The sequence below is a fragment of the Gottfriedia sp. NPDC058432 genome, assembly GCF_042721555.1.
Lineage (GTDB): Bacteria > Bacillota > Bacilli > Bacillales > Bacillaceae_G > Gottfriedia.
In genome coordinates this window covers 285,500-300,440 of sequence record NZ_JBHXLC010000001.1, presented here as the reverse complement: position 1 = coordinate 300,440, position 14,941 = coordinate 285,500, and the positions used below count along the sequence as shown (strand labels likewise).

Sequence of the window (14,941 nt, the reverse complement as noted above, 5' to 3'; positions counted from 1 at the left end):
ATCTTTTAAATTTCTTTTTAATCTTTGTACTTTCTTTAAATTTTATCAGACTTCTTTTTTAATCAATCTTAAAATTTATTTTAACATAGTATTTTTATATCAGTTCGTAAAATAAAGAGGGATGCTTATATGATCATCCCCCCTATATTATTATATTAAATTTTCATCTGAATTCTCAGGTTTCGTTTCCTTTTGTTTTTCTTCTTCAAGTAATGTTCTTCTTAATATTTTACCGATCATTGTTTTTGGCAATTCATTCCTAAACTCATAAAATCTCGGTACTTTATAAGCTGCTAAATATTTTCTACAAAAATCATCAAGTTCAGCCTCAGTTACCGATTTTCCTTCTTTTAATACAATGTAAGCTTTAACTGTTTCTCCTCGATAAGCATCAGGAATACCGACTATAACTGCTTCTTTAATAGCCTCGTGTTCATATAATACTTCCTCAATGTCTCTAGGGTAAACATTAAATCCTCCTGCATTAATCATATCTTTCTTACGGTCAACGATATAAAAGAAGCCTTCTTCATCCATATAGCCTAAATCACCTGTATATAACCAGCCATCTTTTAACGTCGTTGCGGTTTCCTCTGGACGATTCCAATACCCCTTCATTACTTGTGGTCCTGAAACGATTAATTCACCAATTTCACGATAAGGTAACTCTTCATCAGTTTCTAGAGATACAATTTTAGCATCTGTACTTGGCCAAGGAACACCAATGCTTCCTGTTACTCGCTTATCCCATAGGAAATTACTATGTGTAACTGGAGAAGCTTCTGATAAACCGTAGCCCTCTACTAATTTTCCACCTGTCACCTTTTCAAATTGATCTTGAACTTCAACAGGTAATGCTGCGGAGCCACTTAGGCAAGCATGAATACATGAGATATCGTTCTTCTTTAAATCAGGATGATTTAATAATGCAATATACATTGTTGGTGCACCTGGAAATAATGTAGGTCGATATTTATTGATCGCCTTAAGCATTTGAGTTGCATCAAATCTTGGAACAATAATCATTTCATACGCACACATGATTGATAAATTCATACATGTCGTCATTCCATATACATGAAAAAATGGTAATACAGTCAAAATCTTTTCTTGGCCCTTCTTGCTTTTATATAACCATTTTTCTGCCATTAACGTATTTGATGCTAAATTTTTATGTGTAAGCATTACACCTTTAGGAAATCCAGTAGTTCCTCCAGTATATTGAAGTATTGCTACATCTTCTACACTGCTACTTGAAAGATCCTGTTCGATAGGTGCAGATATTTGCATAATAAAACTAAATTGATGAATCGAATGATCTTCAGGAATCGCAGGTGCCTTTGGCTGTTTTGAATAAGGATATAGCAGCCTTTTAAAAAATGGTAAATAGTCCTTAATCGCAGTAACAAAAATATGTTGTAGATTAGTAGATTTTTTTACTTTGTGCACTCTATTAATTAATAAATCTAAACAAATAATAGCTGTTGCACCACTATCATTCATTTGATATTCAAGCTCGCGTTCAGTATATAGAGGATTTGTTTGGACGATAATTGCTTCTGCAAAAAGAATCCCATAATAAGCAATCACTGCTTGAGGGCAATTAGGAAGCATAATTGCTACTCGATCGCCTTTTTTAATTCCCACATTCCTTAAAAAATTTGCAAATCTTAAAGACTGAATATAAATTTCATTAAAGGTCATCGATTTCCCAAGGAAATTAAGGGCTTTCTTAGCTGGATATTTTGAAGCTGTTTGCTTTAAATATGTTGGTAATAAATCAAAATCTTCTTCTAATGTAGCTGGTATTTGCTCTGGATACTGACTCACCCAAGGCTTTACTCTTGGTTCCTCCATACCATTCACCACCAGTATTTTAAAAGTATGTTCATACTAAAATTAGTATATGTTACAAATTTCAGCTATACAATCAAAATATTAAGAATATTTAATCAATAGTGGTTTTCAAATTTGTTTTGGGAATTAATGAACTAATTGATCAATTACTTCATCGCTATCGTAGTAAAAATTAGGTGGCAAATCGCTGCGATTAGTCAATAATCCAAAATTGTATTCATCAAAGTTTTCTAAAGAGAGAGATTTGACTTTCCCCTCATTTGATAACCTTTTTATAAGTTTTAATATAAATGAATATTGTGAGTCTATATCGGTTGTTGCAAGATGAAATATTCCTTTTAAATCATTTTCAACAATTTTTCTTACTTGCTTAGCAATACCTGTGTCGATGGCATGATTTAAAAAAATATTGTCATATGCGTCAATTTCTTGACCCTTTTCTATTTTATCTTTTAATTCATTTAATCTTGGTGATTGTTTACCCCAAACCATTGGTAACCTTAATACGATCCCGTTATCACCAAGCTCATTCTTAATTAATTTTTCACATTTTATTTTAAATTGTCCATAATCTGATTCTGCAACGGGAAGATCGTTTTCAGCGTGATGCTTTGAAACTTCTCCATCAAAAACATTTGTTGTAGAACAAAATAAAAATTTCGTTGAAGTTGATTTTATTTTTTCTACTATTCTAGAATGCGCCTCGAATTGAACAGTAAAATCGCCACGTAAACAAGAAACAATTATATCTGGGCAAATACGATCGATCCAGGTCAAAATTTCCTCTGAGTTATTAATATCCCATTGTAATTGATGATCATTTTTCAAATCTAATTTTGTTTGATTAAACGTTCCATAAACGTCATAATCAGGAGAAAATTCTTTTATTAAAGCCTTTCCAACTAGTCCGCTAGCACCTAAAATTAATAATTTCATTGTCTCTCTCCTTTTTACAAAATATTTAATAAACTTGTGATATATTGAATGTATCATAATTAACAGTGATTACAAAGGTCATAAATTTAAAGTCCAGACTATTTCAAGGCTTATGTCAAACAGACTTAAATGATAACAGGGAGTGGGGATGATATGAAAACAAAGGTTCTTTTAAACAACCGTATTGTCGATTTAAAATCTGCAAATGTAAATATTTTAGATCGGGGTTATCAATTTGGAGATGGCGTTTATGAAGTTATTCGCTTTTTCAATAAGTCGTACTTTGAACTCGATGCACATTTAATTCGATTGAAGGAAAGCTGTGAAAAAATATTAATACCTTTTAAAATGCACCTCAAAAAACTTGAAAGTGATTTAGTTTATTTAATGAATACTTGCGATTACGATAATGGATATGTTTATATCCAAATTAGTAGAGGTGTAATGAATCGCAATCATATTTATCAAGACGAAGCTAATTTAAAGCCACAACTGATTGCTTACACAGTAAGAGAAGATCATAGACCATTACAGCTAATGGAAAAAGGAATAACTGCTTATGTAACAAATGATATTCGATGGCTCCGCTGTGATATAAAAAGTTTAAACTTATTAGGAAGTGTTTTAGTAAAAAATGAGGCTTACGCTAAAGGAGCGAAAGAAGCTATTTTGCATAGAGATGGAATCATTACAGAAGGATCAGCGACAAACGTCTTTATCGTAAAAAACTCTACTCTATTCACTCATCCTGCGAATCACTTAATTCTAAATGGTATTACCCGAAAAGTAGTACTTGAAATTGCCAAAAAAGAAAGACTCGAAGTAAAAGAGATTCCATTCTCAATTGATGAGCTTTTAAATGCAGATGAAGCTTTTACAACAGCATCAGTTTCTGACATACTACCTGTTACTTCGGTTCTAATTGGTGAAAAGTCCTACACTATTGGTTTAGGAAAGCGTGGAGAAATAACAAAGAGAATTCAAGATTCATACACTAATTTAATTGATAAAATTCCGCAAGATCAGTCAACTAACTAGACTTTCACTAGCATTCTAAAACTGCATTAAAATTTATTGCTTTACCTTAGTGAGGAGTGACTGGATTTGGCAATTTTTATAGCTATTTTAATCGCCTTTTTTGGCGCATCTCTTGCTTTCGTTTTTACTATAGGGCAATCTAGAAAACGAAAATATATCATATGGGGTATCACGAATATGGTAGCCATTGGTCCATTTTTGTCATTTGCCATTGGAATTACGTATGCTATTATCAAAGGAGATGGCTGGGCAGGGATGTTGATGTGGGTATTGTATCCAATCATATTTCTTATTGGTCTCATTCAGCTAATTATAGGGATCTTCATGAAAAAAAGCTCCGATAAAAATATTTATAAGCACCATTAGTCACCGAAAAGTATAGCCTGTATCTTAGACTAGAATTATAAGATACAGGCTTTTTTGTTGTTTTACTAACTATCGAAGTGCAAATTTCTTTTAATAAGCAGTTTTTACAATTGATTTAAAGTTTTGTTAAGTTGATTTTTATTTGAATAAATGTAATATGTCATAATTTTCACATATAAAATGTTACATACTACAAAATCCTGTACTGTCATTGGAATTTCATTTTTAGAAAAACGCTTTACATGTTTATGAAGTAAATATGTAAAAAGGGTGATTTCTATGGTTAGATTAACATCGTATGTAAAACGTATTTTCAATTCATTTTTAATAAATAAAACTATGGAAAAAGGAAAAAAAATAACCGGTTACAAATCAAAAAAATGGATTAGTTACGGAGATAGTATCACTTCGTCTAACGGATGGCAGCCGGCTGTAGCAGAAAGGTTAGGCTTGACTCATGTAAATAGAGGGATTGGCGGAACAACTATAACTGAAAATGGGTCGATTGCCTGGATTGATAAAAATGGAAATTACAAAGGTCAACCACCTCAACCACAGCCAAATGGAACGACTGAAATTTTATCAAGTATGTGTAACAGTCAAAGGATCAATGCTACGATTCCACTTGATACTCAGCTTTTAACAATAATGGGTGGAACAAATGACTTTGGTAGAGGTCTTCCTTTAGGAAAAGGGTTCCCAACAAATGAACGACCCAATTTAGACGAATCTACTTTTATCGGTGCTTTATGTTCAATGATTGAAAAAATACAAACAAGGTTACCAAATTGCAGGATTATTCTTATGACGCCTGTACCTAGATATCACAACGGAAAATATGAAGATAAAAATAAAGTCGGTTATTTAACATCTGATTATGCTAGTGCTGTAAAAGATGTAGCTGCATTTTACGCATTGCCATGCATCGACCTATACTCTAATGTTGGGTGGAATAGAATGAACGGTGAATATTATTTAATTGATAGTATGCATCCAAATAAAACAAGAGGATATAAACGAGTTTCGGAGATTGTAATTGGAGAGTTAGAGGTTCTACAGCAGGATGTTAAATGTAGAATTGAACAAGAGGACAATGATCATAAAACTGAAACTTAGACAATAAAAACAGCTAAAAAATAGATCTCAAAAGTCAGCAATTTGACCTATGAGATCTATTTTTTTATTGTCTTTTTAATAATCTAGCTACATCTTTCCACTTTACCTTATCACTGTAATACATTACCCCATTAACATAAATACGGCTAGCAACACGAGTTAAAATCCAAATTGAAACGATTAAAATTAATATACTAGTGCTAATTTCTATAAAATTCATTTCTCCACTTACAAATCTAGAAAATGCTACAAGCGGAGCAAAGAATGGAATATATGAGCTAATTTGGACAAATGTACCACCTGGATTTACTAATGCATTAATACTAATAAAGAATGCCGCTACGACTAAAAAAGTAATTGGCATCAGAACCATTTGAAGCTCTTCTGTTCTTGAAACGACTGATCCAATTGCAGCGTAAAGTAATCCATAAAGCAAATAGCCTAGTAAGAAATAAACTACAAATGCAATGATTGTTGTCGTATCTAATGCCTCTAAATCTATTTTCATTCCCAAAAAAGATATCGCACTAGTATTAACCCAGCCTAATAAATTGGCAAAAAGAAATCCTAATCCTAATACAACTAATTGTGCACAAGCTACAAAAAATACCGCAATGACTCTTCCATAAAGAGTCACGATCGGACTAACTTTTGGTAGTAATACTTCCATAACCCTAGAAGACTTTTCAGCAACTATTCCTGTTGCAATTGAGTTTCCATAAATTAATAGAAACATATACAGTAAGAAACCAAAAAAGTAAGCAATTCCGAATGTAGCCATAGGATTTTTTAGAACATTTTCATTTACTTCTACTTTTTGCAATAACTTTGTTGCAGATTCAGGCGATAGCTTTAAATCTTGGGCAGTTTTATTTAAGTAATTTTGCTGCAATGTCATATTTACGACCGAAAACATTTCACTATTTGAAAACTTTTTATACGTATATTGAATTGACGGGACATTGTTCTTTTCGGAAAGAATAATCAGTCCATCTTTTGATCCATCTTCAACTTGTTTTTTTAAATCTTTTTCTTTCGATGCATCGCTTTGCTCGATCTTTGCGGATTTAATCGTTTTATTTAAACTAGCAATATCTACCGAATAGTTATTCGAATTATTTATCAAAACAATTTTATCTTTATCCTTATTGCTCTTTTCTGTACCAGCAAAATATTTTTGTACGCCAAATATTCCAACGACTAATACAAATAAAATAACACTCATAATTAACGTTGCTCTTGCCAAAAGACCTTCACGTAAATGAAATAAAAAGACAGTACTAAACTTCTTCATTTATTTCGCCCTCTCTATAAAGATATCATTTAGTGTAGGCTCTAATAATTGAAACTTCCTAATAGAACCCAAGTCTGACTTAATATGATTTAATATCGTAAAAGCTTCCTCATCACTTTTTACCTTTACGTAAATTCCTAATTGCTTTTGTTCATAACTTACATTATTGGAATCTAGTATTTGTTTAATTGATTCTATATCTTCTAAAATTAAATTTCTATACCCATAGTCTTCTTTTAATCCACTTAAACTACCTTCCGCTACTACATTACCGTTCTTAAGTATACAAACATGCTCGCAAAAAGCTTCCACTTGATCCATACGGTGGCTTGATAAAATTACCGTTTTCCCTTTCTGGATTTGTTCGGTAATAATTGAAGCCATTAACTCCGCATTAACTGGATCTAGTCCACTAAATGGCTCATCTAAAATAATCAACTCAGGGTTATGTAATAAAGTTACAATTAGTTGAATTTTTTGTTGGTTACCTTTTGAAAGCTCCCCTGCCTTTTTATTTCGATAATGTGGTATTTCAAGACGGTCTAACCAATATGTTATTGCTACATCAACCTCTTTATTAGACATACCTTCTAACTTTCCAAAATATTTAAGTTGATCAACAACCTTGCTTTTGGTAAATAATCCTCTTTCTTCTGGCAAATAGCCTACCTTAACTTGATCGGGTTTAAATGGGCTCCCTTTCCAAGTTATTTCTCCTTTTGTAGGTGTAAGAAGACCTAATAACATTTTAATGGTGGTCGTTTTTCCTGCTCCATTTCTACCTAGTAAACCTAGTACTCTTCCTGTAGGCAAAGTTAATGACAATTCGTTAACTGCAATAGTATCTCCAAAATTTTTAGAAAGCTGTTTTATTTCTAAAGTCAACGCTCTTCCCCCTTTTTGAAGTTTAAGTAAAAGTATACTTAAATGTAATTCCTATACATTAAGCATACATTTAAAAGAATTTTAATAAAAGGTAAAAATAGTAAATAGTTATACTTAAGACAGAAAGGAAAAAATGAGAATGCCACTCTAGCATTCTCATTTCAGTGTGTTAACAAAGTTCTAAAAACCGGATTTTCAGACTGATTGCAAGCGCTTGTCTTTTGAGGAGCGGGGTTACCCTAGAAGGTAATGAGCACCGCGCAGGCAGGAGAAGCAACGAAGAAAGCGAGCGACTGGCGGGCAGTCTGATTAATATGAAATACTACCTGAAATTAATAACCCAACTGTTACACTTAAAGTAAACAATAAAGTAGCTACGGCAATATTTCCTTCTTCAACCTTCTTAGCAAACGATATTTTTGGAAATAATACAAATTCTGCAATCCAATAAGTAACCATTTGAGCTATAATACCAACTAAGCTCCAAATAAAGAAGTCACTATAGTTAACCGAATACTTTGCTGCTGACATAATAACAATTGCTAACCCTACTAATTTTCCTGCTAATTTCAGTGCTACGGCAATATTACCATCCTCTAAAATTAATTTTTGTTCACTCATCTTAGTGGTAAAAGTAAAAGCTAAAAATCCAATAAATAAAAGAATAAGTCCCGATCCTAAATACATCAAAGTACTAACAATACTATCCATTTATCTTCTCATCCCCTCACTAATTAATTTTTCTCTTCAACGATCCCTACTGGTAAAAAACAACTTTCGTTTCCTGTAATAATATTCCCGGCACGTACACCAATTGCGCCGTAATCTTCTCGAATCAAAAAACTACCTATTAATACATGTAAATCTAACATTCCATCAGGTGTCATAACCTTGCTCATAGGTAAAGGTGAATATTGTTGAAATACCATAACTTGATCATGATAGTTATTTTGTTTGCTTTGTTGACGATTTTCCCCGTTAATAATCTTAATTGAATCTCCTTCACGACCAAAAGCAGGTTTCTCAACATACGGAAGGTTGTGCTCAATAAAGAAGTCTGGCTCTAAAAATGTTGGTAGAAAATGTTTTCTAATGACATCATGTTCTTCGTCAGTATAAACATCTGATTGCTCTATATGTAAATTCCAAATTAATGCTTGAACTGCTTTTGACTGTAGTAAGAATGAAGATAATGGATTGAAAATAATCAATTTACCGTTCTTTACAAGTTCTAATAGTGCAAGACCAATTTTTGTTCCATCTGAAGATTGATCAAGCTCTAGGTGTTCAATTGGATAGGTTTGTCGGTAAAGAATGTGTATTCTTTCCCCTTTAGGTGTATAAAGTCCATCGTTTTCGATAATCTGTAAATCTTCTAGTGATATTAATTGGCTCTTACCATCGTATAGGGATTGGATATATTTAACTGTCTTCCAATCTTCTTCATGATCACCATGAGCTGTAAAAACAATAATTGGTTCATCTAGCCCTTTTATACTTTTATTGACAACAAGATTTATGACGTTAGAAAGTTTCATTTCACTATCAGCATTTGGATTTTTCAAGTTAAAATAATCTGTAATATAGCCATTGATATGATGGGTCTCCATAATAAAAGTTGGAGTGTCACTATTGCATTCATAATGTTTCCAACCATCTACTGTACGAACGAGATCAATTCTTCTGATGATTCCTTCACTTTCAATCGTTTTATGACGTAAAAATGGTACGATTTCTTTTGAATAACCGAGCATATAAAAAATATCCTCTGGTAACTGTCTCATTAACCGAGCTGTCTTATCATAGATTTTCCCAATTTGTTCCGTTATTGAATGAATTTCATCAACTTCACTTTCAGTCAATGGATAATAATCTAATAAAGCATAATATGAATCTTGTAAATCCGCCCAAAAATCTGGAAGTTTTTGATATACTTCTTTACGTTTTCGTCTATGATTCTGTAAATTCACATTATCCATTATTAACCACCAAATCCTCCAGATGAACCTTTTCCAAAACCACTTTTACTTGAAGACGAAGTATGCCCTGCATATTTACTAGAAGATTTATAGCTCTTATAAGAACTACTTCCATGAAGTGCCCTTATTGTTGGATAAAATATTCCGCCATGATAATAACTATGGTAGTAATGACTAGTGCTATCATCACAAACCCAAACACCTTCGTCATCATCAAACTCCCAATCACGACAATCGTCATTTTTCGGTTTTTCTGGTCTGTCAGCATTTTGAGAACCGCAGCCAGCTAATGCACTTACTGCTAATCCACTCGTTAATGCGATACTAACTTTTTTCATTAATATTGATGTTTTTGACATTGGGATCTCCTTTCGAGTATTGAATTATTCTATTCTAAACTAATCCTTCTCTTAAAGTATATAGAAATTAGCTTTAGCTATCCCTCTTACTCTTGTTATCTTTTAAATTAACCTCCAAATCCCCCAGAAACGCCACTACCAAAACCACTTTTTTTAACCGAGGAATTTGTTCCTTTAATAATGCCTGAGGATTTATATTGATTAAATTCATTGTTGCTATATAACATATTTTTTGTTGCAAAGAATGAGCCTAAAAAGAAGAAATTTCGGTAATATGAGCTTGAACTATCATCACAAATCCAAATATTATCTTCATAGTCAAATTCCCAATCACTACAATTTTCGTCATCAGGCATTTCGGTATCTGTATACGCAAACTCTGTTTCGTCACTTTCAGTTTGTTCGTAAATAGGATCAGTGTAATCAGTCTCATCTGAACGATCTTCAGTCGTCTTCCCCTCATCATAAACCGGTTGACTTGATTCATAATAATCTTGAGAATTATCAGTTGTCTCAATAAACTCTGGTTCAGATCCACACCCGGTTAATGAACTTATTACAATACCACTTGTTAAGGCAATACTCACTTTTTTCATTAATTTTGATGTTTTTGACATTGTATTCTCCTAATTCAATATATAAATACATACATTTCTATCCTAAACTGTGTTATATACTAATGTATATACAATTATTAAAAGGAGTTTGAACAATGTTTAATACAGACAACATCTTTGTTCTTGAATATCGATTACTTGATGGAGAATCTACACGACCTATTTACCATTTTCCATTTTTATCAAAGGTCCAAATCTTTACAAGAAGATATTGCGATTACTTTATTTTAAATGGTTTCGTTTACGAGAATAGAGGCTCTTATATCGAAGAAGATCGATATGTAATTGAGGTTATTGAATCAGATATGGAAAATACTCCTTTTTACCATTTAAACAGACCGTTAGGCATTGAAATTAGAGATGTCGATTCTTTTGATGAAATTCATTTCTATGAGAGCGGAGATGAATTGGATTTACTTTCATGGCTCCAATCAACTTATCTAACTATAAATCATCAAATTTATGAGCAAACTTCAAATGAAGTTGATCAAGACCGTAATACTTATGTAATGTATGTCAAACCGTATAATGAATAAACAAAAAGCTACCTAAATCTTCATAGGTAGCTTTTTTTATAAATATTGTTCCAGCTTGATTAAATCCTTACACTGTATGCCATTTTCCCAAATTTCTTCATCATAATGATCAATAAAGAAATTGTGATAAACAGTACTGATTTGAAATCCGCAATTTTTATATAATGCTAGTTGATATGTACTTGAGTTACCTGTGCAGATCGAAATTTTAGAGTAACCAAGTTTTTTAGATTCATTAATTCCATAGTGGATTAAATTTTTTCCAAATCCTTGTCCTTGGAAGGCCGGATCAATTGCAATATTTTTAATTTCAATCTCTTCACTTGAATTCTCCATTAATACTAATACACCGACGAGTAAATTTTGGTCTAGTATTTCATAAATGTTACTCTTTTGAATATATTTATCTACCATTTCTTTTGATGGATCAGCTAATAACAATAGATTCCAATGCTCTTTTGTTAAAAATTGAATTTTATTAATATGCTTCATTGATACTCCTTACTTTTTTAATCTTGCCTTTAAATAGTTTATCGTATCATTGGTAGATTTTTGTACCGAAAGATTTGTAAATCCATGGTTTCCATTTTTAAGTGCAATCAACGTAACCATTTTTGGATTTTTTTTAGCAAAACGCTTAGATTGACTGAACGGAACAAGCTTATCTCCAGTTCCATGTACGATAAAGATTGGGACTTTTGTCGTTTCTACATATTGAATTGGACTCATTCGATTATACTCATCTGTCATTTGATCTACAGTACTATTCATATATTTATCTACAATTTCTGAACTCCTTGAAGAAGGGGATTGATTCATGGTCGTTAAGTCTGATATTGGATACCAAGCAATTATATATTTTATTTTGTTTTGTATATCTGGCTGAAGACCAGTTAATAAAGCTAAGTGTCCACCGGCAGAAGCACCAGCTATCCCGATTTGATTTCGATCAATCCCTAACTCAGTAGAATTTCTGTAAATAAAGTCGATTGCCGTTTTCACGTCACGAACTGGAAAGTTATATGAATAATTTTCTTTTGAATAAAGTGTATAGTCTATACTAATTGCTGTATATCCATCTTTTACAATTTCGTTAAAGACCGTACTCCAACGCTTATTTAACGCTTTACTTCCATATCTCCAAGAACCACCATGAACAAATATCAACGTTGGTGATGGACCATGTGAATTTTTAGATCGGTATACATCAAAGGTTTGTGGAACCTGGGCAGGATTTGTGTAACGTACATCTCTTTGCACAATAATATCTTTACTTACATCATTTATCTTCTTATGGTGTTTATGTTGAAAACCATTAAAACCAACAAAGACAATAACAAAGATGACTAATGCTAAAATGATTTTCTTCAAGCCAATTCACCTTTCTAACAAAAAAGAGACTAACTCAGGTTATGTCTTCTAAGTTCATTATTATGTAAGATTTTAACGTCTACATAATTTAATAGAAATACATTAATGATGCTAGCCTCAATTACTTTATTTAATAACTGTTACATACAAAATTCCCCAAATTAAAAATACTGCACAAACCGCAAATAAGATTTTTGCCAACTTTTCCATCTTAGATCCCCTATTACCTTATTTTAAATCGACAACAGTAACACCTATTCCGCCCTCGGAGGCTGCTCCATATCGATAGGATTTAACTGATCTGTGTTTTTTTAAGTATTCCTGTACCCCTTGTCTCAGTGCGCCAGTTCCTTTTCCATGAATGATATTAATTCGAGGATAACCGGCTAATAATGCATCATCGATATATTTTTCAACCCGTATTAGCGCATCTTCATATCTTTCACCTCTAAGATCCAGCTCAAGATTAACATGAAAATCCTTACCTTTTACAGCTGTAACAGTACGTTCTTTTACTTCTTTAGGTGAACTTACATATTCGATATCTTTTTCTTTAACCTTCATCTTTATAATACCGAGCTGAACTTGCCATTCACCTTCACTAATTTTATCAAGTAGTGTTCCTTTTTGGTTAAAGCTAATTACTTTTACTTCGTCACCTTCACGAAGTTTTCTTTGTTTCTTTGGTGCAGCTTGAGGAATTGTTTTCTTAGGAGCATAAGGAATTGCCCCTTCCAAGCGCGTTCTTGCCTCTATTAATTCATGATCTTTAATTGAAGCTAATTGGCCAGCTTTTAGCTCTCTCAACTCTTTAATAATTTCCTCAGCCTCTTGTTGCGCTACCTTGACACGCTTTTTCGCTTCTTCTTGTGCTCCACGATATAATTCATCACGGTGCTCATAAAATTCCATCATTTGCTTTTGTAAGTCTTTGAAAACACGCTCGGATTCTTTACGGAAATCTTCTGCTTCTTTCCATTCTGTTTCTGCACCTTTTCTACTCGTTTCTAAAGATGCAATCATATTTTCAACTTCATTACTTTCTTCACTTACATGATTTCTTGCTTTTTCAATTACACGATTTGAAAGTCCTAGTCTTCTAGAAATCTCAAATGCATTACTTCTACCTGGAACACCAATTAATAGTCGATAAGTCGGACTTAATGTTTCTACATCAAATTCAACACTAGCATTCATAACGTGCTCTCGATTGTAACTATATGCTTTTAATTCAGGATAATGCGTTGTCGCTACTACTCTTGCACCGTATTCACTTACTTCATCTAAGATTGAGATTGCTAAAGCTGCACCTTCCTGAGGGTCAGTTCCAGCTCCTAATTCATCAAATAATACAAGACTACTATGATTAACATGTTTTAAAATATCTACAATGTTCACCATATGAGAAGAGAATGTACTTAAGCTCTGTTCGATTGATTGCTCATCACCAATATCAGCGAATATTTGCTCAAACACACAGATTTCTGAACCGTCTAGTGCAGGAATTTGTAGACCAGATTGTGCCATTAAAACACAAATACCAATCGTTTTTAAAGTAACCGTCTTACCACCTGTATTTGGACCAGTAATGACAATCGTAGTAAAGTCCTTACCTAATTCAATATCATTAGCTACTACTACATCCCTTGGAATTAGTGGATGACGTGCTTTTTTTAATTTAAAATATCGATCGTTATTTAAAATTGGTTTACTTGCCTTAATTGAGTGCGAATAGTTAGCTTTTGCAAATAAGAAATCCATTTCAGCTAAAATTTCAACATTTTGCAATAAATCCGCTGAAGCCTCAGCTACTTGGCCTGTTAATGCCATTAAAATTTTCTCAATTTCTTGTTCTTCTTTAACTTTTGCTTCTTGTAAACTATTGTTTAATGTAACGACAGCTTGTGGCTCAATAAATAATGTTTGACCAGAAGAAGATTGATCATGAACAATACCACCATAAACATGTCGATATTCTTGTTTTACTGGAATAACGAAACGATCATTACGAATCGTTACGATTGAATCTGATAACATTTTTTGTGCATTTGTACCTCTAGTTAGACTCTCTAATTTTTCACGAATTCGAGCTTCAGCTGTTCGAACTTGTCCGCGAATCGTTCGAAGTGTCACACTAGCGTCATCTAAAACTTCTCCATTATCACCAATAGCAGCCTTTATATTTTTATCTAATTCTAATAAAGGAATGATTTGCTCACTTAATGATTCTAAATATGGAATTTCTACTTCACTCTCAATTAAGCCTTCAATAAATCGAATCATTTGACGTCCAGCATATGTAACACCCGAAATCGCAATTAGTTCAGAAGGAGATAGCATCCCACCAATATCTGCCCTTTTTACTTGCATTCTTATATCTGATAAACCACCAAGAGGTACATTTCCTCGTAGTCGAATAACTTTCACAGCTTCGTCAGTTGATTCATGTAGTTCAACAACTTCATCATAACTAGTACTTGGTAAAAGGTTTTTTATACGTTCCTTACCTAGTGAAGATGAAGCGTGTTTAAGTAATTGTTCTTTTATTTTATCGTACTCTAAAACTCTTAATGTACGTTGCATACCC

General features: G+C 32.7%; 15 protein-coding genes. 4 read left to right on the top strand and 11 right to left on the bottom strand.

The window, feature by feature from the left end; genetic code table 11:
* Window positions 1–150 precede the first annotated feature (150 nt).
* Both ACFWM3_RS01560 and ACFWM3_RS01555 read right to left on the bottom strand, forming a co-directional pair.
* Window positions 151–1,857 carry an AMP-binding protein gene (locus ACFWM3_RS01560; RefSeq protein ID WP_390309844.1) on the bottom strand — a complete coding sequence of 569 codons (1,707 nt, stop codon included), beginning with the start codon at window positions 1,855–1,857 and terminating at the stop codon, window positions 151–153.
* A 126-nt stretch (window positions 1,858–1,983) separates the two neighbouring features.
* Window positions 1,984–2,793, bottom strand: a complete 810-nt coding sequence (locus tag ACFWM3_RS01555) for a sugar nucleotide-binding protein (RefSeq protein WP_390309842.1) — start codon at window positions 2,791–2,793, stop codon at window positions 1,984–1,986.
* A gap of 153 nt (window positions 2,794–2,946) precedes the next feature.
* Between ACFWM3_RS01555 and dat the strand changes: the two genes are divergently transcribed.
* The 3 genes from dat (at window position 2,947) to ACFWM3_RS01540 (ending at window position 5,313) form a co-directional block, all read left to right on the top strand.
* Complete coding sequence (gene dat / locus ACFWM3_RS01550) at window positions 2,947–3,831, top strand: D-amino-acid transaminase (RefSeq protein ID WP_390309840.1); 885 nt, start codon at window positions 2,947–2,949, stop codon at window positions 3,829–3,831.
* A 66-nt stretch (window positions 3,832–3,897) separates the two neighbouring features.
* Window positions 3,898–4,197: a hypothetical protein gene (locus ACFWM3_RS01545; protein WP_056472363.1), complete on the top strand. Its 300-nt coding sequence runs from the start codon at window positions 3,898–3,900 to the stop codon at window positions 4,195–4,197.
* Between the two features lie 279 nt (window positions 4,198–4,476).
* Window positions 4,477–5,313, top strand: a complete 837-nt coding sequence (locus tag ACFWM3_RS01540; RefSeq protein WP_390309838.1) for an SGNH/GDSL hydrolase family protein — start codon at window positions 4,477–4,479, stop codon at window positions 5,311–5,313.
* A gap of 64 nt (window positions 5,314–5,377) precedes the next feature.
* Here the strand turns inward: ACFWM3_RS01540 and ACFWM3_RS01535 are convergent, their stop codons facing one another.
* The 6 genes from ACFWM3_RS01535 to ACFWM3_RS01510 form a co-directional block, all read right to left on the bottom strand.
* Complete coding sequence (locus ACFWM3_RS01535; protein ID WP_390309836.1) at window positions 5,378–6,607, bottom strand: ABC transporter permease; 1,230 nt, start codon at window positions 6,605–6,607, stop codon at window positions 5,378–5,380.
* Window positions 6,608–7,492, bottom strand: coding sequence for an ABC transporter ATP-binding protein (locus tag ACFWM3_RS01530; RefSeq protein ID WP_056472357.1), 885 nt, complete (start codon window positions 7,490–7,492; stop codon window positions 6,608–6,610).
* A 309-nt stretch (window positions 7,493–7,801) separates the two neighbouring features.
* Window positions 7,802–8,203 (bottom strand): DUF350 domain-containing protein, encoded by a 402-nt coding sequence (locus ACFWM3_RS01525; protein WP_390309835.1) that lies wholly within the window; start codon window positions 8,201–8,203, stop codon window positions 7,802–7,804.
* A 23-nt stretch (window positions 8,204–8,226) separates the two neighbouring features.
* Entirely contained in the window at window positions 8,227–9,471 is a 1,245-nt protein-coding gene (locus ACFWM3_RS01520) for a glutathionylspermidine synthase family protein (RefSeq protein WP_390309834.1), read from the bottom strand.
* Window positions 9,472–9,473: 2 nt separating this feature from the next.
* Window positions 9,474–9,830 (bottom strand): hypothetical protein, encoded by a 357-nt coding sequence (locus ACFWM3_RS01515; RefSeq protein ID WP_390309832.1) that lies wholly within the window; start codon window positions 9,828–9,830, stop codon window positions 9,474–9,476.
* Window positions 9,831–9,937: 107 nt separating this feature from the next.
* Complete coding sequence (locus ACFWM3_RS01510; RefSeq protein WP_390309831.1) at window positions 9,938–10,447, bottom strand: hypothetical protein; 510 nt, start codon at window positions 10,445–10,447, stop codon at window positions 9,938–9,940.
* Window positions 10,448–10,542: 95 nt separating this feature from the next.
* On the opposite strand from ACFWM3_RS01510, the gene ACFWM3_RS01505 reads away from it, so the two are divergent.
* Complete coding sequence (locus ACFWM3_RS01505) at window positions 10,543–10,983, top strand: hypothetical protein (RefSeq protein ID WP_056472349.1); 441 nt, start codon at window positions 10,543–10,545, stop codon at window positions 10,981–10,983.
* Window positions 10,984–11,019: 36 nt separating this feature from the next.
* On the opposite strand, the gene ACFWM3_RS01500 is transcribed toward ACFWM3_RS01505, so the two are convergent.
* The 3 genes from ACFWM3_RS01500 to ACFWM3_RS01490 form a co-directional block, all read right to left on the bottom strand.
* Complete coding sequence (locus ACFWM3_RS01500) at window positions 11,020–11,475, bottom strand: GNAT family N-acetyltransferase (RefSeq protein WP_390309829.1); 456 nt, start codon at window positions 11,473–11,475, stop codon at window positions 11,020–11,022.
* A gap of 9 nt (window positions 11,476–11,484) precedes the next feature.
* Window positions 11,485–12,354 (bottom strand): alpha/beta hydrolase, encoded by an 870-nt coding sequence (locus ACFWM3_RS01495; RefSeq protein ID WP_056472344.1) that lies wholly within the window; start codon window positions 12,352–12,354, stop codon window positions 11,485–11,487.
* Window positions 12,355–12,582: 228 nt separating this feature from the next.
* The gene (locus ACFWM3_RS01490; RefSeq protein WP_390309827.1) at window positions 12,583–14,937 is read right to left on the bottom strand and encodes an endonuclease MutS2; all 2,355 of its coding nucleotides are present in this window, start codon (window positions 14,935–14,937) and stop codon (window positions 12,583–12,585) included.
* Window positions 14,938–14,941: the final 4 nt, after the last annotated feature.